The following is a 21,358-nucleotide window of genomic DNA, read 5'->3' on the forward strand; positions in this document are numbered from 1 at the left end:
CGGCCGGGGTGCCGCCCGTAGCGTCTGCCGCATGACCGGGTCGATCCGCGATCTCCGTCCGGGCAGTCTCCGGGCGCCGAGCCGGTGGTTCGGGTACGAGATCTACGCGACCGAGACGCACTGCACGAGGAGGCCGGGGACACCGTGACCGAACAGCTGACCGTCGTCCTGACCAAGGCGGGCCGGACCAAGATCCGCTATCCGGCGACGCGGGTCGCCGACGACGGCGACCGCATCTCCGTGCGGGCCCCGTGGGCTGCGGAGGGCGTGCGGGACTTCGGCTTCGTCCGCTTCGAGCCGGGCGACGTGTTCACCGAGCACTTCTGGCGGACCCGCTGGTACGCGGTCAAGGAGGTGCGCACGGGCGACGGCGTCCTGAAGGGCTGGTACTGCGACGTGACGCGCCCGGTCCACATCCAGAGCGGGGAGATCCTCGTGGAGGACCTGGACCTCGACCTGTGGGTCTCGGCGGACGGGACAACCGTCCTGCGGCTGGACGAGGACGAGTTCGCCGAGAGCGGGCTCGCGACGAGCGACCCGGAGGCGGCGAGCCAGGCCGTCCGCGCCCTGGACGCCCTGGAGGAACTGGCCCGCTCGGAGCCCGGCCTGGCCGCGCTCCTTCCCTAGCTGCGGCGGCCTTCCCGCGCGGGTCGGGGGCGGTTCCTGAGGCGGTGCTTGTCCCTGCCTTAAGCGGAGCCTAAGGATCCTCCTCTGGGGGGTCCGTGCGGCGAAAAGGCGTGGTCCGGGGGCTAGCTTGGCGGGGCCAGGACAGGAAGGGCCGGTCGTGGCGCCGCCGGGGGGCGGCGCCGCCGAGCCCGCTTCCGCAGGCGCGCCCCCGCCTTGCCCGAAGGAGACCCGCTCATGCCCGCACGCCGCCGTACCGTGACGCCGATCCGCATCGCCGCCGCCGGTCTCGCCCCGCTCGCGCTGGCCGCGTACGCCGCCGTTCCCGCGGCCGCCCACGGCTCGATGACCGACCCGGTCAGCCGGGTCGCGGCATGCTACGCGGAGGGACCGGAGTCACCGAAGTCGGCGGCGTGCAAGGCGGCCGTCGCCGCGAGCGGGACCCAGGCGTTCTACGACTGGAACGCCGTCAACATCGCCAACGCGGCCGGGAACCACCGGACGCTGATCCCGAACGGCCGGCTGTGCTCGGCCGGCAACGACAAGTACCGGGGCCTGGACCTCGCCCGCGGCGACTGGCCGGCCAGCCCGATGTCCGCCGGTCCGCACACCTTCCGCTACAAGGGCACGGCCCCGCACAAGGGCTCCTTCGAGCTGTACGTGACGAAGGACGGCTACGACCCGTCGAAGCCGCTGAAGTGGTCCGATCTGGAGCCCGCGCCGTTCGCGAAGGCCACCGACCCGGGCATGCAGAGCGGCGACTACGTGTTCTCCGGGACCGTCCCGAACAAGTCCGGCCGCCACCTGATCTACAGCATCTGGCAGCGCTCCGACAGCCCGGAGGCCTTCTACACCTGCTCCGACGTGGTCTTCGGCAAGGACAACGGCGGTACGGGGGCCGCGCCGAGCACCCGGCCCAGCACCGGCAACGGGTCCGGCAACGGGTCCGGCGACGGGAACGGCAACGGGAACGGCAACGGGTCGAAGCCGTCCGACAAGCCCTCCGCCCCGACCGACGAGCAGATCTCCGACGGCGCCGGCAAGTCCTCGGTGGAGCACAACGGCCACGGCGACAACGACCCGAAGACGAACGGCGCGGCCGGCGCGGCCGGCGCGCCCCTCCCGTCCACGTCCTCGCCCGCCTCCGCGAGCTCCGTGGACCCGGCGGGCTCGGGCTCCTCGGCGGGTGGCAACCTGGCCGAGACCGGCGGCAACAGTGCCACCCCGTCCATCGCGATCGCCGGGGCCGGCGCCCTGGTCGCCGGTGCGGCCGTGCTGTTCGCGGTGGCCCGCCGCCGTGCGACGACGGCGGGCCGCCACGGGCGCTAGCCGAACCGGACCGGTCCCCGGAGCGGACCGCCCGCACCCGGTGTCAGTCGAACACCGAGGCGCAGGTGGTCCGTTCGGCGTTGGCCGGGTCGAGGGCGTTGAGCGCCTCGTGCCAGGCGATCCGGTCGGTGAGCCCGATGGTGACGTGCTCCGAGAGGTCCAGGAAGCACAGGTCCTGGAGCACGACGTTGCGTACGTTCGGCCCCTCCAAGAAGCCGCTCCGGTACGGCGTCACCACCTCGTCGTACTTGGTGGCGATCACCGTGTACTTGACCCCGGGCACGGTGTCCCCGCCCTCGTTGAGCTTCTGCAGGAAGGCGGAGCCGGCGATCTGGTCGGCGAGGCCGGGGGTCGCGCTGCTGATCAGGTCGCCGGCCCCGGGGAAGTACGGGAGGAGCTTGGTGAAACCGAGCAGCGTGGTGCCGTGGTTGTCGGGGGCGAGCCCGACCAGGGCATTGACCTTCTGCGCGCCCCCGAGGAACTTCAGGTAGTAGCGCGGCATCATGCCGCCCTGCGAGTGCCCGATGATGTCGGTCTTGGGGGCGCCGGTCGCGGCGAGCACCTTGTCCACGAAGACGTCGAGCTGTTCGGCGGACTTGTCGATGGGGCCGAGCCCGTTGAAGAGGGGCACGCCGGGCAGCTGGCCGTAGTCGAGCGAGTAGACGCAGTACCCGCGGTGCACGAGGTAGGGGGCGAGCCCGAGCCAGTTGTCCCAGGAGTTGCCGAAGGTTCCGTGGACGAGGACGACGGGGCGCGGGTGGGCTGCGGACGGCTTGCAGGACCAGTTGTTCCAGCCACTGCTGGGGGCGGACGCGGCCTGCGCCGCGCCGGTGGGGGCGACGAGCGCGGCGGCGGTGAGGACGAGGACGGCCAGCGGGCGGAGCAGGCGTCTCCAGGGCAGCATCGTGTGATCTCCTTGCGGTCGACTCAAGGGGATGAGCGTGGGGATTCGTCCCGTGATCCGGATCACAAGGGGGGCTGCTGCCGCTAAATTACGGGCCAGTAGCAAAACAGGGAAGTTACGCGTCGGTAAAAACTGGTGTGTCGTCCGACCATCCGTCAGGCGGCCAGCGTGCCGCGGGCAATGGCGTGTGGTCCGAACCGCGTACGGACCCGGTCCGTGACGGCCTCCAGGCGGCGGGCCTTCTCGTCCTCGGGGTCGAGACTGAGCTGCCGCACGGCCCGTTCGGCCGGGATCAGGCCCTCGACCCGCAGGGACAGCGCGCGGACCCGGGCCCGTTGCAGGCCGAGGCCGCCGTAGAGGGCGTAGGCCGCGGCGGTCAGGGCGGCCGAGTGCGCGGTGGGCTCACCCAGGGTGCGGGTCCGGGTGAGCGTGGTGCGGTCGGCGCAGCGGACGCCGAGCGTCAGGACGCGGCACACCCGCCCGCCCTCTTGTGTACGAAGCTTCGCGCCGAGCTCCTCCGTCAGCGAGAGGAGGGCCCGCCGATGCCGTGCGGGATCCAGCTCGTCCCGGTCGAAGAGCCGCTCGGCGGCGAGGGTCCGGGCGACCGAGCCCGGCCGGACGGGGGTCCGGTCGATCCCGAGGGCGCGCTCGTGCACCTCGCGGCCGAGCCGGGCGCCGAGGATCCGCCGCAGGGCTGCGGGCGGGGCCGCGGCGACCCGGCCGACGGAGTCGAGGCCGTAGGAACACAGGGTGCGGGCAGCCCCGGCGCCGACCCCGTCGAGTGCCGTGACGGGCTTGTCCGCCAGGAAGTCCCGCACGGCGGCCGGGTCTTCGGGGAGCACCAGGGTCCCGCCGGGCCGGGCCTCGCGGGCCGCCGCACGGGCCAGCATGGGGTTGCCGGCCACGCCGACGGCGGCGTCTACCCCGTGCAGGGCGAGGGCCCGGACCCGGATCAGGGCGGCCAACCGGCGGGCGTCGCAGCCGAAGTAGCGCAGCGCGCCCCGAACGTCGGCGAGGGCGGTGTCGGGCGGCAGGGCCTGCACGGCCGGGGTGATCCCGCCGAGCAGCGCGAGCACCCCGGCGTACTCCCCGGCCCCGAGCGGTCCTCCGCCGGCGGGGCGCAGCCGCAGGCACATCACGGTCTTCCCGGTGGCGCTCATCCCGCGCTCCCCGGGCTGGAGTGCCACAGCCTGCGGCCGGTCGCGGGGCCGGTGCCCGGCGGCCGGAGATCGGCCCAGGGGTTCATCTCGTATCCCGTGGACATGCGGATCGTGCGCCCGGGCTCCTTCGCGGCCGGCTCCCCGTCGGCGGCATTCCGGCCCGCGGCGGCCGGTTCGCCGGTGGGGCCGCCAGAGGGACCGCCGGCCGGCTCGGCGAGACGGGCGGCGACCGCGTCCAGGCCGCCCGCCGACCGCAGTTCCACCAGCTCCGCCAGGTTCCACGCGGCCGCCCCGACCACACTCAGGCTGTGCGGGCCCCTGCGCTGCACGACACCTCGCACCAGTAGCAGGAAGGAGTGGAAGACGGTGTGCGCGCACCGTTCGTGGCTGTCGTCGAAGAAGGCCAGGTCGACCAGGCCCGTGCCGTCGTCGAGGGTCGTGAAGATGACCCGCTTCCCGGACCGGATCGGCGGGGTCTGGGTGGCCGCCTTGGCGCCCGCGACCAGTACGGTCCGCCCGTGCTCGGTCTCCCGCAGCCGGCGGGCCGGGATCACTCCCAGCTCGGCCAGGAAGGCATGGTGGTCGCCCATCAGGTGCCGTGAGGTGTCCATGCCGAGGACGCCGAGCTCGGCGCTGAGCCGTTCCGCATCGGTCAGGTCGGGCAGCCCGACGGAGGCCGTGGACCGGCCGCCCTCCAGCGGGAGCTGGGAGCCGCGTGCGCCGGCGGCCCGCTGCGCGCCGTGCAGTTCCGTCACGTGGAGCAGCAGATCGCGCCGGTTGGCGCCGAACGAGTCCAGGGCGCCCACCTGGGCCAGCCGTTCGGCGACCGGGCGCCCCGGACGGGCCCGGTCCCAGAAGTCGCGCAGGGAGGCGTACGGCTGCCCGGACTCGATCCGGGCCGCTTCGGCCCCGCTGATGCCGTGGACGTCGGCGAGCCCGAGCCGCAGCCCCCACACACCACCCTCCTCGGACACCAGTTCGATGCGGTGGGCGGCCGCCGACCGGTTCACGTCCAGCGGCAGCACCGGCACGCCCCGCCGCCGCGCGTCCGCCAGCAGCAGCCGCTTCGGGTACATCCCCGGATCGTGCGTCAGCAGCCCGGCGTAGAAGGCGGCCGGGTGGTGCGCCTTCAACCACGCCGACTGGTAGGTGGGCACGGCGAAGGCCACCGCGTGCGCCTTGCAGAAGCCGTACGACCCGAAGGCCTCCACGATCTCCCAGGTACGGGCGATCACCTCCACCGGATAGCCGCGTTCGGTCGCCTTCGCCGCGAACCAGACCTTGATCCGCGCCTGTGACGGCGGGTCGGACAGACCGCGCCGCACCCGGTCGGCCTCGTCCCTGCCGCAGCCGGTCATGACGTCCACGATCTCGATGATCTGCTCGTGGAAGACCACCACCCCGTACGTCTCGCGCAGCGCGTCGGCCAGGTCCGGGTGCGGGAAGCGCACCGGGGCCCGTCCGTGCCGGGCCTCGATGAAGGGCCGCACCATGTCGGCGGCCACCGGTCCCGGGCGGAAGAGGGAGATGTCGACGACCAGGTCGTGGAAGGTCGACGGCTGGAGCCGCCCCACCAGGTCCCGCTGGCCCGGTGATTCGATCTGGAAGCAGCCCAGCGTCTCGGCCGAGCGGATCAGCTCGTACGCGGCCCGGTCGCCCGGCGGCACCTGCACCGGGTCGTCCAGGTCGAGTTCCTCCCCCGTGCCGCGCCGGATCTCCGCGACCGCGTGCGCCATCGCGGACTGCATCCGCACCCCCAGCACGTCCAGCTTGAGCAGCCCGAGCTCCTCCACGTCGTCCTTGTCGAACTGGGACATCGGAAAGCCCTCCCCGCTGGTGGGGACCACCGGCGTGCGGGCGAGCAGCGAGGCGTCGGAGAGCAGCACCCCGCACGGGTGCATGGCGATCCCGCGCGGCAGCGCGTCCAGCGATTCGACGAGCTCCCACAGCCGCCCGTACGACTGCCCGCGCACGTCGCGCAGTTCGGGCAGTTCCTCCAGCGCGGCGCGGGCGTCGCGGGCCCGGATGTGCGGGAAGGCCTTGGCGAGCCGGTCGACGACGGCCGGGTCCATGGACAGGGCGGCGCCGACGTCGCGGACGGCGTGACGGACCCGGTAGGTCTCGGGCATGGAGACGGTGGCGACGCGCTCGGCACCGAACCGGTCGATGATCCGCCGGTAGACCTCCAGCCTGCGGGCGGACTCCACGTCGATGTCGATGTCGGGCAGGACGCGCCGCCGCTTGGACAGGAAGCGCTCCATCAGCAGGCCGTGCTCGACGGGGTCGGCGTGCGCGATCCCGAGCAGGTGGTTGACGAGTGAGCCGGCGCCGGAGCCGCGGGCCGCCACCCGGATGCCCATCTCCCGCACGTCGTCCACCACCTGGGCGACCGTCAGGAAGTAGGAGGCGAAGCCGTGGTGGGCGATGATGTCGAGCTCGTGGTGCATCCGCTCCCAGTAGGCGGGGTCGCCCGCGTAGCCGCGCAGCACCATGCCGGCGGAGGCCCTGGAGGTGAGGACCCGCTGGGCGCTGCGGTGGGCGGCGCCGACGAGGCGGGCCTCGGGGAAGTGCACGGAGCCGATGCCGAGGTCGTCCTCGGGGTCCACGGAGCAGGCCTCCGCGGTGTGCCGGGTCTGCGCGAGCAGGCGTCGGGCGTCGGCGGGGCCGAGACCGGCGGCCCGGGCGATCAGGTCCGCGGCCTCCGCCATGGCGGCGGGGGCCTTGAGCCAGCGCTCGCCGGTGTCGAGGGGGCCACGGGGGTCGACGGGCACCAGGCGGCGGGCCGCGTCGAGGATGTCGGCGACCGGCCCCTGGCCGGGGTCGGCGTAGCGGACGGCGTTCGTGAGCACGGCCGGGACGCCCTGCTCGGCGGCGAAGCCGACGGTACGGGCGGCCAGCCGCAGCGAGCCGGGGCCGGTGCCGGTACGGCCGTGGTGCACGGCCTCCAGGCGCAGGGAGTCGCCGTAGACCTCCCGCCAGGGTGCGAGCAGCCGGGCGGCGCGGTCGGGGCGGCCCGCCGCGAGTGCCCTCCCCACGTCGGAGCCGGGCCCGAGCAGGACAAAGACGCCCTCCCCGCGCAGGGCGTCCCAGGGGACGAGCGGCACCTCGGCGGCCCCGGCGTGGGCGGCGGTGACCATCCGGCACAGCTCGGCCCAGCCGGCGGCCCCGTCCCGGGCCAGGAAGACGGCCCGGGCTGCGGACTCGTCCAGGAAGGCCCCACCTTTGACGGGGGTGCGCCGCCGATACGAGGCCTCACCCGGACCGCCGCCCGCGGCGGACACGGTCGAGCCCCCCGGCCCGGCCGGGCCCGCCGCGGAGGGGGCGGCGGGGGCCACCCCCAGGTCCGCGCCGAACAGCGGCCGGATGCCCACGCCGGCACACGCCTTCGCGAACCGGACCGCGCCCGCGAGGGTGTCGCGGTCGGTCAGGGCGAGGGCGTCCATACCCCGCCCGGCGGCACGCTCCGCCAGCCTTTCCGGGTGCGAGCCTCCGTAGCGCACGGAGAACCCCGAAACGGTGTGCAGATGCGTAAAACCAGGCACCCGCGGCCTCCTGCTTCGCTCGTCGAACACCACCCCCGCTCTCCACCATAGAGCAAATCGAATATCCGTGCGAAACACTTGTTCGAGCACCTGGGTGGGGGTGTGTCATCCGTTCGGCCCGCCCCTGCTGCGGCCCGTCCCCCGCACGCCGAGCGTGTGAGACATGACCCCGTCCCAAGGTTTCCTCGCCGAGATCAAGGACGCCGTGACCACCCGGGCGGCGCTGCTCGTCCTGGGTGTGCTGGTGCTCCAGCTCGCCTTCATCACCTCGTACATCGGGGCCTTCCACCATCCCAGGCCCAGCGAGATCCCCATCGCGGTGACCGCGCCTGCCGCACCGGTGGCCGAGCGGTCCGCGCAGCAGCTCGGCGCCCTGCCCGGAGACCCGCTCGCCCCCCGGGTCGTCGAGGACGAGGCAGCAGCGCTCGCCGGGGTACGGGACCGGGACGTCGACGGCGCGCTGATCATCGACCCGGCCGGCCGGACCGACCGGCTGCTGGTCGCCTCGGGCGCCGGAGCCTCGCTGTCCCAGGCCCTGGAAGAGGTCGTGGGCGCCGCCGAACGGGCCCAGGGGCGGACCGTGCGGGTCACCGACGTGGCCCCGGCCGCCAAGGGCGACAGTCGCGGCCTGAGCTCCTTCTACCTCGTCATCGGCTGGTGCGTGGGCGGCTACCTGTGCGCCGCGATCCTCGCGATCAGCGCCGGTGCGCGGCCCGCCAACACGCACCGCGCCGTGATCCGGCTCGGCGCGCTGCTCGCGTACGCGATCGCCGCCGGACTGCTCGGCACGGTCATCGCCGGCCCGGTCCTGGACGCACTGCCCGGCAGCATCTGGGGCCTGTGGGGGCTCGGCACCCTGGTCGTCTTCGCGGTCGGCGCGATCACCCTCGCCCTCCAGGGGCTGGCGGGGGTGGTCGGCATCGGCCTGGCCATCCTGCTGGTCGTGGTGCTCGGCAACCCGAGCGCGGGCGGCGCCTACCCCTACCCGCTGCTGCCACCGTTCTGGAGCACCATCGGGCCGGCCCTGCCACCGGGCGCCGGTACGTATGCCGCCCGCTCCATCACGTACTTCCGCGGCAACGGCGCCGGCGGGCCGATGCTGGTGCTGGCCGCCTGGGCGGCGGTCGGCTCGGCGGTCACCCTGGCCTGCGCGGCCCTCCGCCGAGGCCGTCCGGGCTCCCCGGTGGGCCTCGACCGACAGTGAGGCCGCCGGCACCGGCGAGCCGGTGCGCGATGCCACCGGGCGGGGATCGATCGTCCGACCGGGCACCGCCCCTCCACCACGCCCCCGACCGCACCGAACCGCCCCGCGGGCACGGGCCGCCGCCCCGGCCGCCTCCGCCCCTCCGGGCCGACCCCGCCCCTCCGGCCGCCTCCGGCCGGAGCGCTCCCGCAGCGCGAACCCCACCGGACGACGGCGCACGCACCCGGGAACCTCCACAAGAACCACCCCCGAAGTGCGCCCTACCGCACTCCTCCCCCAGCGAGCACAATCGGCATGACGACCCACACCGATCGTGAGGGAGGGAGCGCGTGCGCGATCAGGTGCGCACAGCGGACGGGCGCGCTCTGACCGTGGAGCGCTGGGGCGATCCGGACGGCAGACCCGTCTTCCTGCTCCACGGCATGCCCGGCAGCCGCCTGGGACCGGCCCCCCGGGGCATGGTCCTCTACCAGCGCCGGATGCAGCTCATCGCCTATGACAGACCCGGCTACGGCGGCTCCGACCGTCATCCGGGCCGCACCGTCGCCGACGTGGCCCACGACGTGGCCGCCGTGGCCGACGCCTTCGGTCTGGACAGGTTCGCCGTGGCGGGCCGCTCCGGGGGCGCCGCCGGCGCCCTCGCCTGCGCCGCCCTGCTGCCGGAGCGGGTCACCCGCACCGCGGCCATGGTCGGGCTGGCTCCCCGGGACGCGGAGGACCTGGACTGGTTCGCCGGGATGGCGGCGTCGAACGTCAAGGAGTACACCACCGCCTTCGCCGACCCCGAGGAACTGGCCGCCCGGCTGATCCCGCGCGCCGCCGGCATCCGCAAGGACCCGGGGCGGCTGCTGGACGAACTGCGCCGGGAACTGACCGCCAACGATCGCATGATCGTCTCGGACGCCGGGCTGCGGTCGATGCTGCTGCGGAACTACCGTGAGGGGCTGCGCCGTTCGGCGTACGGCTGGATCGACGACGTCCTCGCCTCCAGCCGCTCCTGGGGCTTCGACCCGGCCGACATCCGCTGTCCGGTGCTGATCTGGCACGGGGAGCTCGACGTGTTCTCCCCCGTGGGTCACTCCCGCTGGCTGGCGCGCCGGATCCCCGGGGCCACCGCCACGATCGAGCCGACCGCCGCCCACTTCGCGGCCCTGCGTGCACTGCCCGACGTGCTCAACTGGCTGCTGCGCGACCTCCCCGCACCGGAGCTGAGCGAACAGCAGCCCGCCTGAGGGCAGTTCACCCTCACAGGACCCTCCGAGGGGCACGTGGCGGCGCTCGCCGTGGAAAGGTTGATCAACTGCCAAGTGTCGGCCGCCACTGGCGGACGGGCCCGGCCCGGCTGCTTCACGATGCGAGTCCGGATCTTGAGGCCGGAGGCAGACGTGTTTCTGATCTGGCGTGATCTGAATGCTCACGACACAGATCGTTCCAAGCGGGAGCATTTTCCACGTGAAAGACGACAACGTCGGGCCTGGGCTGGCGGTCACGTCCGACGCACAAGGTGTGGTTCTCCGGGGCGTTCACATCGATGCGGCAGCGGGGACCGAGAGTCCTTGAACTACTCGCTCTCCCGGTCTGCGCCGCCTTATGTACTGAGGCCCCGGTCGGGCTCGACGCTGTCGCGCTCAGGCCGGCCCGGTCGGCATCGACCACCGCTTCACTGTTCGGCCGGGGGTTCCTGCGGGCTCCGGGCGAGGCCGGTCCTGGCGGCCGTCGTCAACAGCCGCACCACGGCGCCGAGCACCACGAGGTCGAGAAGCATCTGAACGCTTACAAGCAGACGAGCGGTGTCGGTTTTCGGCGTGATGTCGCCGAATCCCACAGTAGAGAACACCGTAATGGTGAAGTAGAGGGCTTTGGTGTGGTCGAGCGGCTCGCTGAAGGCGGACGGCGAGGCGATGGCCAGGTAGGTGCTCGCGAAGACGACGAGGAACAGTGGGATCACACTGGCCAAGGCTTCAACCGCGCGCAGACCTGGCAGTTCGGACCTTGAGACCCTTCCCGCCTTGTACAGCAGGAGCAACGCGAACAGCAGCAGCCCGATGGTCAGGCGTGTGGCGGCGCTCCCCGTGAGGTGGCTGCCGATGGGAAGAACGTAGTAGACAGCTGTCAGCACGATCCAGGTCAGGGCGATCGACAGCACGGCGAGCAGGATCGCCCGCCGTCGAGGATCACGCTCCAATTCGAGCACGCGCCGCGGGCTCACGGCGCCTGCTCTCGCGTTCCCAGGACCGGCATCGCCTACCGCCTGCGGTGAGCGGGCTCACCGGCGGCCGGGCGCAGCCAGTCGTACTCGCCGCCCCGGTGCACAAGAGCATCGATAAACACCGAGCGTGGGCCGCGCCAGTGATCGGTGGCATAGCGCGCCACGTCGTCCTCCACTTTTCGTGCGGTCGTGCCATCCGGGCAGCGGATCACCAGGCCTGCTCCCTGCTCACCCGCCTGATCGAGCAACTCCCGGACCCGCTCGGCCCCCGCCCCCACCCCCGTGTTGTAGGCGCGGACCGCTGCGGCTCCGGCCTGCACCCCTCTGAAGGCCGAGGTCAGGCCATGGAATCCGAGCATGACGGAAACCGACATGGTCATCATGGCGGCCAGCACGCCGCTGGCTGTGACGAACCGGGATTGGACGAGCTGGAACGCACCGTCGCCATTGCGGGTCACGATGAACGCTCCGGCCTGACCGTGGCGGGCCTTGCGGCGAAACGCCCGGCCCAGGTGCACGACCGAACGCTCGGCGGCGCCGCTGGTCGGAAGGAGCGCAAGGACGATCCATAGCTCGTCCGCCCCCAAGGAGGCGGTTTCACCAGGAGGCGGCGAGGCAGAGCCCGCCTCGGAAGCGCCGCGAGCCTGATCGTCCTGTTCAGAACCGCCAGACCCACCCACGGGCTCGGAGGGATACTTCACGGTGATCCTTTGCCGGGTCTGCAACACCTTGACTGTTATGGGCGGATCGCAAGCCTATCCGGGGCCGCTCGGAATGGACGCCACATGCGTGGCCGGCAGCCGCACGGTTCACCGGATGGGCCCCGCAGCAACCCCGATGACCCACCACCCCGCGGCGATCTTGGATCGCGGCCTTGCGTGCGCACGAAGCGAGTCCGGATCCGGCGCTGCTGAGGGATCAAGGCGAGTCGTTCGAACCGCTCGCCTCTCCTGCCCACAGCCTGGCGGGCGCTGGAAGGAATCGACGAACAGGCGAGAGGATTGAAGTCCCCGCAAGCCGGCATGCGGCTCGACATGGCCGAACTTCACCAGCCTGGAAGGCCACTCCCATGATCCGGCACATCGACGACATCGGCATGGCGGTACTCGGCGCCGGACTCCTCGTCGGGTACGCCGTCCACAAGCACGCGCGGTCCGGCACCGCACCCAAGGGCGACCTCGTGGGCGCGATCGGCGCGGGCACCGCGGTCGTCACGGTCCTCATGCTGCTGTTCGGCGGCGACGGCAGGCAGCCGGCCGCAGCCGAACCCCGGCCCTCGGGCCGGGCGGTCTCCGCGGCCTCGACGGGCATCGCGGCGGCTCCTGACCCCGCGTCGGGGCCGGTGACCACGGCCTCCGGGCCGGCCAGGACTTCGACCGCCCCCTGAAATGCCCAGGTCACGGGTGGTTCCCGCCCGGCGCCGGGCCCGCCCGGAAGCCCTGTCCGGCCCGACGCGAACCCCTGCCGGTTCCACCGCCGGAAGAATTGGATCTTGCCGTCCGGCGAACGGCCGAACAAGCCACCTCGGGAAATACGCCTCACTCGCTATAGAACGGTTGACCAGGCGTCATGTCTCGGTTGCCAATGGGGTGTGGCCTAGTAAAGTCCACGCTTGACGGCAGCATGCCGCTGTTTGTCATTCACATGCCCATTCCCTATGGCTTCCCCGAGGACGGTGTCGTGAACACTTCCGCAACCCCCCCGACCAGCACGGTCAAGGCCCGCCGGGTCCCGCTCGCCAAGATCGACATCGGAACCGCGTCCGCGGTCGCGACGCTCGATCGCGTGCTCCCGGCAGAATCCGGCCGTCCGGTTCAGGCACCGATCTTCAACTCCGCACTCTGAGGCGGAGCGAGAGCTCTAGACTGGCCAAATGACCGGCCTGATCGCATTTCGCGAGATCGTCCTGAAAGTTCACAGCAGATGCGATCTTGCTTGTGATCATTGCTATGTCTACGAACACGCAGATCAGAGCTGGCGAGCCCGGCCGAAAGTGATCTCGCCGGAGGTTGTTTCACAGACCGCGTCGAGGCTCGCCGAACATGCCCGTGACCATGCTCTCCCCTCCGTCACGGTGATTCTCCACGGAGGGGAACCCCTGTTGGCGGGCACGGCCCGGCTCCGACTCGTCTGCGAGGAGTTCAGCCGGGCGCTCACCGGGATCGCCGCACTCGACCTGCGCATCCACACCAACGGGCTCCAGCTCAGCACCCGATACCTCGACCTCTTCGCCGAGTACGGCGTCCGGGTCGGAGTCTCCCTCGACGGCGACCGCGCCGCCAACGACCGCCACCGCCGCTTCGCGGACGGCCGGACGAGCCATCCGCTGGTCCTCGCGGCCGTGGGTCTGCTGCGCTCCGCGCCCTACCGCCACCTCTACCAAGGCCTGCTCTGCACCGTGGACGTGGCCAACGACCCCGTCGCCGTGCTCGACGCGCTGGTCGAACTCGAACCCCCACGCGTGGACTTCCTCCTCCCGCACGCCACCTGGGAAACGCCGCCCGCCCGGCCCGACGACGCCCCGGACGCCTACGCCCGCTGGCTCCTGCGGGTCTTCGACCACTGGGAGCGGCTGGGCCGCCCGGTCCCCGTCCGCCTCTTCGAGTCCCTCCTGTCCACGCTGCGCGGCGGGCCCAGCCTCACCGAGTCGCTCGGCCTCGCCCCCACCGACCTCGTCGTCGTCGAGACCGACGGCACCCTGGAACAGGTGGACTCCCTCAAGAGCGCCTTCGAGGGGGCCGCGGCCACCGGGTTCAACGTCTTCGACCACGCTCTCGACCAGGTCGCGGCCCATCCCGGGGTCCGCGCCCGGCAGCTGGGCCTGGCGGGCGTCAGCGAGTCGTGCCGCGGCTGCCCCGTCGTACGTTCGTGCGGCGGCGGCCTCTACACCCACCGCTACCGCGACCCCAACGGCTTCGACAACCCCTCCGTGTACTGCACCGACCTGCGCGAACTGGTCGACGGGGTCGAGGGCCGCACGGCGCACCGGGAGACCGCCCCGCAGCTGTCCGACCCGGCCGAACTGACCCGCTCCCAGGAGGAGCTGACCCGGATCCTGCTGGCCCGGCTGAACACGGACCTGGCCCGCGACCCCGCATGGGCGCACGCCTGGGAGCTCGTGGCCGCCGTGGAGCGGGCCGGAGAGACGGGCGCCGACGCGCTGGACGCCGTACTGGACCACCCGTACACCCGGACCTGGGTGCTAGCGTCGCTGGACGCCGCGCGCGACGGCCGGCCCGGCGGTGCGGAGGCGGCCCGCAGGCTCACCGCGCTGGCCGCCGCAGCCGTGCTGCGCGGCGGGCTGGACCTGCCGGCCGAGGTGGCCTACCGGGACGGCGAGGTGTACCTGCCGACGCTCGGCCTGCTGCGGCTCGGGGAGCCGGGCACCGAGGGTCGGGCCTCCCTGCGCGTCACCGACGACGGCTACGCCGCCCGGGACGGCCGCTCCGAGCACCGCTTCGGACCGGCGGCGGGCGACGCCCGCTGGCAGCCCGTACGCACCTGGTCTCCCGGCCCGGGCGCGGCGCCGGTGGCGCTGGAGGACCTCGACCCCTACCGCAACTGCTTCCCCCGCCCGCCCCGGCTCCGGCTCGGCGCGGGCGAGACCGAGGAGTGGCGCGGTCGGCTCGACCGCGCCTGGGCGCTGCTGCACAAGGCGGTGCCCGGTTTCGCCCGGGCGGCGGCGGTCGGGCTGACCACGCTCACCCCGCTCGCGGGCGGCCCGCGGGCCGGCGGCTGGGGCGAGGCCGGCCGGCACGGGCCGGGGGCGCTCGGGGTGCCGTACGCGGCGGGCGTACGGGAGACCGCGCTCGCGCTGCTGACCGGACGGCGGCGGACCCGGCTGCGCGCCCTGACCGAGGTGACCGACCTGTACGCGCTGGACGGGGAGTGGCAGCACCCGTCGCCGTGGCGGTCGCGCCCGGTACCCGTGTCACGGCTGCTGGCGGACGTGCACGAGCGGGTGGCGGTGGAGGCGTACCGGCGGGCCACCGCGGGGCCCGAGCCGGGCGGCTCGGACCTCATCCACGAGGCCCTGGACCGGCTCTCGGCCGCGGCCGAGCTGACGGTCACCGGCAAACAGCTGGTGGCCGAGCTGCGCTACGAGCTGAAGGCGGTCGACGCATGAGCGGCCACTCCCCCGCCCCGTCCGGACCGGGGCGGGGCCGCCGGGCCGCGGGCACCCTCCAGCTCGCGGTGCAGCTGCGGCTGCTCGGCGTACGGCCGGGGATGCAGCTCCTGGTCCACGCCTCGCTGCGCGGGACCGGGCTGCGCGCGGAGCAGCTGCGCGACGCCCTGACGGGCGTCCTGGGCCCGCGCGGGACCCTGGTCGTGCCCGCGTTCACCCCGCAGAATTCCCGGACCTCCGACGCCCACCTGGAGCGGATCGCCGGGATGGACGAGGCCGAGGTGCGGGCCTTCGTCGAGCGGATGCCCGCCTTCGACCCGGCGAGCACCCCCAGCCAGGGCATGGGCTCGCTCGCCGAGGCCGTCCGCACCGCACCGGGCGCCGCACGCAGCTCCCACCCGCAGACCTCTTTCGCCGCGCTCGGCGCGGACGCGGAGCGGCTCTGCGACGGGCACCGCCTGGAAAGCCACCTGGGTGAGGAGTCACCCCTGGGAAAGCTGTGCTGGGAGGGCGGACAGGTACTGATGATCAATGTGGGGTTTTCCGTCTGCACCGCTTTCCATCTCGCGGAGTATCGAATTCCGAAGCCCCCCTTGCGCATGTACGAGTGTGTGGTGAAGGTGAATCTTTCGGAGGGGTATCAGGGGTCCCGCCAGGAGGGGGAGTGGACCGCATACGAGGACGTCGCACTGGATGACGGCGATTTCGCCGAGATCGGCAGGGCGTTCCCGGATTCGCGGGTGCGCAGGGGGCGGGTCGGCGGGGCGTCGGCCATGCTCTTCTCCGTCCCGGAAGCCGTTGACCACGCCCTTGACTGGATGACCGAAAACCGATGCTGATTGACTGAACGATGAGGGGATGTGGCGAAGCAGCTCCGGAATGATGTTTCTTCGCTCGCATCTTCGGGACGGGGGGCGTGTGCCCGCATCAGTGCAGCCGTATTTTTTTCTCAGTTACGCGCATACACCGAGGTTCGGGGCCGGGGGGCCCGACCCCGACATGTGGGTGGAGCGCCTGTTCCGTGATCTCTGCAGCCATGTCATGGCGCTGACGGACCTGCCCGCCGGGGCCGAGGCCGGCTTCATGGACCGGGAGATACGCAGCGGCGAGGGCTGGTCGGAGCGGCTCGGGGCGGCGCTCGCCACCTGCCGGGTCTTCGTCCCGCTGTTCTCGCCGCGGTACTTCGCCAGTGAGATGTGCGGCAAGGAGTGGTACGCCTTCGCGCAGCGGGCGATCCACCAGGGGGCGCTGAGCAACCAGCCGGCCGAGGCCATCGTGCCCGCGCTGTGGGTGCCGGTCCCCCCCTCGCAACTGCCGGGCCCGGCTGAGCGGTTGCAGTTCAACCACAACACCTTCGGCGAGCGCTATGTCACCGACGGGCTGTACGGGCTGATCAAACTGCGCGGGTACGCCGAGCAGTACGAGCGGGCGGTGTACGAGCTCGCCAAACGCATCGTCCGGGTCGCCGAGACGGTCCGGCTCGAACCCGTCCGCCCGCTGGACTACCGCGGGGTGCCGAGCGCCTTCGGCCCCACCGGCAGCAGCCCCGCCCGCACCCTCCACGTGACCGTGGCCGCGGCCTCCCGGCACGACCTGCCGGACGGGCGCAGCCCCGAGTACTACGGGGACAGCGCACTGGAGTGGAATCCGTACCATCCGGTGGCCCAGCGGCCCATCGCGTACGTCGCGGAGGACCTGGTCAAGAACCTCAACTACCAGACCAGCATCGGCTCCTTCGACGACGAGGCGGGGCACTACGACAGCAAGCAGCCGCCGACCCGGCCGGAGATCCTGATCGTCGACCGCTGGGTGGTGGAGGACGAGCACCGCCGCCAGCGCCTGGCCGCCTTCGACCAGGAGTCCCGCCCCTGGGTCAACGTGGTCGTGCCGTGGAACCGCTACGACCGCCAGAGCCGCGCGAAGGAGCTCGAACTGGCACGGCGGCTGGAGGAGACCCTGCCCGTCAAGATGGGACAGGGCCGCGCCGCCTGCCGGGCCGCCGCCAACGGGGTGGCCAACATGGAGACCCTCGGACAGATCCTGCCCCAGGTGGTCGAGGCCGCGGCGCAGCAGTTCCTCAGACACGCCCAGGTCTACCTGCCGGCCGGGAACACCCGCATCGAACGACCGCGGCTACTGGGGCCGATGGGGATGGACGGACCTGCGTCCTCCCCGCCCAGGGCGCCCTTTCCGCCCGACGCGTTCGGCGGCCACAACGACGGCAACGACAGCAACGACACCGACCGGGGGGACGCGGATGACAGCGAGTCGTGACAGCAGCGAAGGCCGTGACGGGCGCATCGTCACCTTCTACTCGTACAAGGGCGGCACGGGCCGCACCATGGCGCTGGCCAACACCGCCTGGATCCTGGCGGCCAACGGCAAGCGGGTGCTGGCCGTGGACTGGGACCTGGAGGCCCCGGGCCTGCACCGCTTCTTCCACCCCTTCCTCGACCCCTCCACGCTCGGGGCCACCACCGGGGTGATCGACCTGATCAGCGAGTACGCGTGGGCCGCGACCAGTCCGGTGGCGCGTGCCGACGACTGGCACAAGGACTACGCGCGTATCCAGCCGCACGCGGTCTCGCTCACGCCGGAGATCCTGGGCTGGGAGTTCCCGGACGGCGGCACCCTGGACTTCGTCTCGGCGGGACGGCAGAACCGCGAGTACTCGGCGACGGTGTCCACCTTCGACTGGGACAACTTCTATGACCGGCTCGGCGGCGGCCTGTTCTTCGACGCCTTACGCGCCGACATGAAGCGGAACTACGACTACGTCCTGATCGACAGCCGTACCGGTCTGTCCGACATCGCGGACATCTGCACCGTTCACCTCCCGGACGTCCTGGTCGACTGCTTCACCCTGTCCGACCAGTCCATCGACGGCGCCGCGGCCGTGGCCCGCCAGATCGACGAGCGTTTCAACGACCGCGGCATCAAGATCTACCCGGTCCCGATGCGGATCGACGAGGGCGAGAAGGAGAAGGCGGACGCCGGCCGGGCGCTCGCCCGGCTCAAGTTCGACCGGTTCCCGGGCGGCCTGCTCGGGGACGAGCTGACGTCCTACTGGGGCGCGGTGGAAATCCCCTACCGGCCTTACTACGCCTACGAGGAGACGCTGGCCACCTTCGGCGACGAGGCCGGGCTGACCAACTCCCTGCTCTCGGCGTTCGAGCGGCTGACCGCCGTGGTCACCGACGGCGAGATCACCTCCATGCCCGCCATCGGCGAGGAGGTCCGCCTGCGCATCAGGGACGCCTTCACCCGGCGCCGCCCGGCGCTGCCGGCCGACCTGTTCCTGTCCTATGTCGCCGAGAACCGGATGTGGGCCGACTGGATCGAGTCGGTGCTCACCCGGGCGGGCTTCCGGGTGGTGCCCAAGGACGTCTCGGCCGAGCGGCCGCCGCCGTCGGGCGGCACAGGCTCCGCGGGGGACACCCTGGGCGGCGGCACGGGCATCAGCGTCGACACCGCCGCGCGCACGGTGGTGCTGCTCTCCACGGCCTACCTGAAGTCCGCCCGGGCCGTGGACGTGTGGGAGCGGGCGGCCGCCGAGGACCCGACCGGGGGCCGGCGCCAGCTGGTGCCCTTGAGGGTGGGCGACGTGCGGCTGTCCACGCCGTACATCGACCGCAACCCGGTGGACCTCTTCCGGCTCGACGAGGTGCACGCCACCGCCGCCCTGCTGCGCGCGGTGGAGCGGCCCATGGCCCTGCCGGACAGCGTGGCAGGCTCCTCGCACGCCGGGCCCCGCTTCCCGGGGACGGTTCCGAAGATCTGGAACGCTCCGCCCCGCAATCCCGGGTTCACCGGGCGCAGCATGGTGCTGGAGCGGATGCGCGACCAGCTCGGCGGCGGCATGGCCGTGGTGCTCCCGCAGCCGCAGACCCTGTTCGGCCTCGGCGGCGTCGGCAAGACCCAGGTGGCCCTGGAGTACGTGCACCGGTTCATGGCCGACTACGACCTGGTGTGGTGGATCTCCTCGGAGCAGACCGACGACGTGGTCGCCGCGCTCGCGGAGTTGGCCGTACGGCTGGGGGTGCAGACGGGCGAGGACATGGCGGCCGCCTCACAGGAGGCGATCGACCTGCTGCGGCGCGGGGTGCCCTCCTCCCGGTGGCTGCTGGTCTTCGACAACGCGGACGATCCGGAGTCCCTGAAGCGGTTCTTCCCGACGGGCGGTCCGGGGCACGTGCTGGTGACCTCCCGCAACCAGTCCTGGTCGCAGTACGGCGACGCGCTCCCGGTGGACGTGTTCCTGCGCGAGGAGTCCGTCGAGCACCTCCAGCGCCGGGCCCCCGGGCTCACCACGGACGACGCCGAGCAGGTGGCGATCGCGGTGGGCGACCTGCCGCTGGCGGTCGAGCAGGCGGGTGCCTGGATCGCGGAGACCGCAACCCCGGTGGCCGCGTACCTGGAGCAGCTGGCCCAGCAGGCGGCGAGCGTGCTGGCCCTCAACCAGCCGCCCGGTTACCCGGAGCCGGTGGCCGCCACCTGGAACATCTCCATAGAGCGGCTCCAGTCCCGTTCGCCGGCCGCTGTGCGGCTGTTGCAGCTGTGTGCCTTCCTGGCGCCCGAGCCGATCTCGGCGAACCTGCTCTACAGCAAGGAGATGATCGACGCCCTCAAGCCGTACGACGCCTCGCTCCAGGAGAAGCTGGTGCTGGGCCGGGTGATCCGGGAGATCGGCCGGTTCGCGCTGGCCAAGGTCGACCAGGTCAGCAACAGCATCCAGGTGCACCGGCTGGTGCAGGCCGTGATCCGGTCGCAGATGCCGGAGGAGGAGCAGCGGGAGGCCCGGCACGCCGTCCACCGGATCCTGGCCGGTGCCCGGCCGGACGACGACGAGCCGATCGACAACCCGGAGACGTGGCCGCGGTTCAACACCATCTGGTCGCACCTCACCCCGTCCGAGGCCCGGTACTGCAAGGAACCGGAGACGCGCAGGCTGCTGATCGACCGGGTCCGCTACCTCTGGAAGCGCGGCGACTTCAAGGCCGCCTACCAGCTCGGCGAGGAGCTGCGCGAAGCCTGGAAGGAGATGCTGGGCAACGACGACCTTCAGTACCTGTACCTGCGTTTTCACCTGTCGAACATCCTGCGCTCGCAGGGCCGGTTCGTGGAGGCGAAGGAGCTGGACGAGATCACCCTGGAGCGGCAGAAGGCGGTCCTGGGCCCCTCGCACCCGCACACCTACATGACGACGAGCGGTCTGGCCAACACGCTGGGCGCGCTGGGCCAGTACGCGCAGGCCATGGAGCTGGCGACCGAGGCCCACGAGGGGTTCAGCCAGATCTTCCACGAGGCGCATCCGCGCACCCTGGCCGCCGCGAACAACCTGGCGCTGAACCTGCGGCTGGTGGGCCAGTACAGCAGGGCCCGCGAGATCGACCAGGAGGTGTACGACCTGCGCACGGAGGTGCTGGGCCCGGAGCACCCCTACACCCTGTCGTCCGCGCAGAACCTCGCCCGCGACCTGCGCGAGGTGGGCCGGTACGAGGACTCGGTGCAGCTGCTCAGCCGGACGTACGAGATCTACAAGCGGACGCTGGGGCGGGGCTTCCCCGGCACCCTGTCGGCGGCGAAGAACCTGGCGGTGTCGCTGCGCCGGGCCGGCCAGCTGGAGGACGCCCTGCGGCTCACCACGGCCACCCGGGCCCGCTACCGGGCCAAGTACACCTCGGTCAACCCGGACCTGCTCTCCTGCGAACTGAACCTGGCCTCGGACCTGTTCGCGACCGGCGACCCGGGCGGGGCGCGGGACCTGGCGCAGGAGGCGGTGGACGAGTACATGAAGGTCCCGGGCGAGCGGCACCCGTACACGCTCGCGGCCGTGAACAACCTGGCGGTCTTCCTCTGGGGCACGGGGGCGGCGGAGCAGGCGGAGGTGATGCTGCGGCAGACGATCCGGCTGATGCGGGAGGTGCTGGGCGCGGATCACCCGCACACCGCCTTCGCCACGATCAACCTGGCCAACGCCCGGGCCGACCAGGGCGACCCGGAGGGGGCCCTGGAGCTGGAGCGCCTCGCGGTGCCTCGGCTGCGCGAGGCGCTCGGTGCGCTCCACCCGGAGACCCTGGCGAGCAGTTCCAACATGGCGGTGAGCCTGGACTCGATGGGCCGCACGGAGGAAGCGGCCCGGGTGCGGACCGAGGCGGTGGTCGAACTGGCCAGGATGCTCGGCGAGGACCACAGCCTGACCCGGTACGCACGGGACGAGCGGCGGGTCCACCGGGACCTGGAGCCCCTCGCCGTGTGAT

At 72.4% G+C, this 21,358-nt stretch carries 15 protein-coding genes; 10 read left to right on the forward strand and 5 right to left on the reverse strand.

Translation table 11 applies throughout. The features are described from left to right. Nucleotides 1–144 precede the first annotated feature (144 nt). Both R4Z63_RS06605 and R4Z63_RS06610 read left to right on the forward strand, forming a co-directional pair. Entirely contained in the window at nucleotides 145–627 is a 483-nt protein-coding gene (locus R4Z63_RS06605; RefSeq protein WP_384446932.1) for a ribonuclease FAU-1 family protein, read from the forward strand. Between the two features lie 234 nt (nucleotides 628–861). Next, a complete protein-coding gene (locus R4Z63_RS06610; RefSeq protein ID WP_491522521.1) occupies nucleotides 862–1,953 on the forward strand; it encodes a lytic polysaccharide monooxygenase auxiliary activity family 9 protein in 1,092 nt (363 codons plus the stop codon). Between the two features lie 43 nt (nucleotides 1,954–1,996). On the opposite strand, the gene R4Z63_RS06615 is transcribed toward R4Z63_RS06610, so the two are convergent. From R4Z63_RS06615 to R4Z63_RS06625, 3 genes are all read right to left on the reverse strand, one after another. Continuing rightward, nucleotides 1,997–2,857, reverse strand: a complete 861-nt coding sequence (locus R4Z63_RS06615; protein WP_384446928.1) for an esterase/lipase family protein — start codon at nucleotides 2,855–2,857, stop codon at nucleotides 1,997–1,999. Nucleotides 2,858–3,012: 155 nt separating this feature from the next. After that, complete coding sequence (locus tag R4Z63_RS06620) at nucleotides 3,013–4,017, reverse strand: DNA polymerase Y family protein (RefSeq protein WP_384446926.1); 1,005 nt, start codon at nucleotides 4,015–4,017, stop codon at nucleotides 3,013–3,015. Further along, entirely contained in the window at nucleotides 4,014–7,559 is a 3,546-nt protein-coding gene (locus R4Z63_RS06625) for a DNA polymerase III subunit alpha (protein ID WP_384446924.1), read from the reverse strand. Before R4Z63_RS06625 ends, R4Z63_RS06620 begins: the two co-directional genes overlap by 4 nt. Before the next feature lie 163 nt (nucleotides 7,560–7,722). Here R4Z63_RS06625 and R4Z63_RS06630 point away from each other — a divergent pair, with 163 nt between their 5' ends. Both R4Z63_RS06630 and R4Z63_RS06635 read left to right on the forward strand, forming a co-directional pair. Continuing rightward, a complete protein-coding gene (locus tag R4Z63_RS06630; protein ID WP_037925668.1) occupies nucleotides 7,723–8,763 on the forward strand; it encodes a YhgE/Pip domain-containing protein in 1,041 nt (346 codons plus the stop codon). A gap of 329 nt (nucleotides 8,764–9,092) precedes the next feature. Then, nucleotides 9,093–9,995, forward strand: coding sequence for an alpha/beta fold hydrolase (locus tag R4Z63_RS06635; protein ID WP_037925666.1), 903 nt, complete (start codon nucleotides 9,093–9,095; stop codon nucleotides 9,993–9,995). Nucleotides 9,996–10,423: 428 nt separating this feature from the next. Here the strand turns inward: R4Z63_RS06635 and R4Z63_RS06640 are convergent, their stop codons facing one another. Further along, complete coding sequence (locus tag R4Z63_RS06640) at nucleotides 10,424–10,957, reverse strand: potassium channel family protein (RefSeq protein WP_384446922.1); 534 nt, start codon at nucleotides 10,955–10,957, stop codon at nucleotides 10,424–10,426. Between the two features lie 50 nt (nucleotides 10,958–11,007). Further along, nucleotides 11,008–11,700 carry a hypothetical protein gene (locus R4Z63_RS06645; protein WP_384446920.1) on the reverse strand — a complete coding sequence of 231 codons (693 nt, stop codon included), beginning with the start codon at nucleotides 11,698–11,700 and terminating at the stop codon, nucleotides 11,008–11,010. Nucleotides 11,701–12,041: 341 nt separating this feature from the next. On the opposite strand from R4Z63_RS06645, the gene R4Z63_RS06650 reads away from it, so the two are divergent. The 6 genes from R4Z63_RS06650 (at nucleotide 12,042) to fxsT (ending at nucleotide 21,357) form a co-directional block, all read left to right on the forward strand. Further along, entirely contained in the window at nucleotides 12,042–12,359 is a 318-nt protein-coding gene (locus R4Z63_RS06650; protein WP_384446918.1) for a hypothetical protein, read from the forward strand. Between the two features lie 236 nt (nucleotides 12,360–12,595). Further along, the gene (locus tag R4Z63_RS06655; RefSeq protein ID WP_384446916.1) at nucleotides 12,596–12,817 is read left to right on the forward strand and encodes an FxSxx-COOH-like cyclophane-containing RiPP peptide; all 222 of its coding nucleotides are present in this window, start codon (nucleotides 12,596–12,598) and stop codon (nucleotides 12,815–12,817) included. 28 nt (nucleotides 12,818–12,845) lie between these two features. Beyond that, on the forward strand, nucleotides 12,846–15,098 hold the full coding sequence (gene fxsBH, locus R4Z63_RS06660; protein ID WP_384446914.1) for a radical SAM/SPASM protein FxsBH, inactivated beta-hydroxylase extension form: 2,253 nt from the start codon (nucleotides 12,846–12,848) through the stop codon (nucleotides 15,096–15,098). Beyond that, nucleotides 15,095–15,937: an AAC(3) family N-acetyltransferase gene (locus R4Z63_RS06665; protein WP_037925663.1), complete on the forward strand. Its 843-nt coding sequence runs from the start codon at nucleotides 15,095–15,097 to the stop codon at nucleotides 15,935–15,937. The genes fxsBH and R4Z63_RS06665 overlap by 4 nt, the downstream gene beginning before the upstream one ends. Before the next feature lie 43 nt (nucleotides 15,938–15,980). Further along, nucleotides 15,981–17,372 (forward strand): TIR-like protein FxsC, encoded by a 1,392-nt coding sequence (locus R4Z63_RS06670; protein WP_157840305.1) that lies wholly within the window; start codon nucleotides 15,981–15,983, stop codon nucleotides 17,370–17,372. After that, nucleotides 17,356–21,357, forward strand: coding sequence for an FxSxx-COOH system tetratricopeptide repeat protein (gene fxsT, locus R4Z63_RS06675; RefSeq protein WP_384446911.1), 4,002 nt, complete (start codon nucleotides 17,356–17,358; stop codon nucleotides 21,355–21,357). Before R4Z63_RS06670 ends, fxsT begins: the two co-directional genes overlap by 17 nt. Nucleotide 21,358 lies beyond the last annotated feature (1 nt).

Source organism: Streptomyces sp. PL-29, from assembly GCF_058344425.1.

Excerpts from the sequence above, each read along its gene's own strand:
- R4Z63_RS06610 (WP_491522521.1), top strand. The coding sequence starts at position 862 with ATGCCCGCACGCCGCCGTACCGTGACGCCGATCCGCATCGCCGCCGCC.
- R4Z63_RS06615 (WP_384446928.1), bottom strand. The coding sequence starts at position 2,857 with ATGCTGCCCTGGAGACGCCTGCTCCGCCCGCTGGCCGTCCTCGTCCTC.
- R4Z63_RS06620 (WP_384446926.1), bottom strand. The coding sequence starts at position 4,017 with ATGAGCGCCACCGGGAAGACCGTGATGTGCCTGCGGCTGCGCCCCGCC.
- R4Z63_RS06630 (WP_037925668.1), top strand. The coding sequence starts at position 7,723 with ATGACCCCGTCCCAAGGTTTCCTCGCCGAGATCAAGGACGCCGTGACC.
- R4Z63_RS06650 (WP_384446918.1), top strand. The coding sequence starts at position 12,042 with ATGATCCGGCACATCGACGACATCGGCATGGCGGTACTCGGCGCCGGA.
- R4Z63_RS06655 (WP_384446916.1), top strand. The coding sequence starts at position 12,596 with ATGCCGCTGTTTGTCATTCACATGCCCATTCCCTATGGCTTCCCCGAG.
- fxsBH (WP_384446914.1), top strand. The coding sequence starts at position 12,846 with ATGACCGGCCTGATCGCATTTCGCGAGATCGTCCTGAAAGTTCACAGC.
- R4Z63_RS06665 (WP_037925663.1), top strand. The coding sequence starts at position 15,095 with ATGAGCGGCCACTCCCCCGCCCCGTCCGGACCGGGGCGGGGCCGCCGG.
- R4Z63_RS06670 (WP_157840305.1), top strand. The coding sequence starts at position 15,981 with ATGTTTCTTCGCTCGCATCTTCGGGACGGGGGGCGTGTGCCCGCATCA.
- fxsT (WP_384446911.1), top strand. The coding sequence starts at position 17,356 with ATGACAGCGAGTCGTGACAGCAGCGAAGGCCGTGACGGGCGCATCGTC.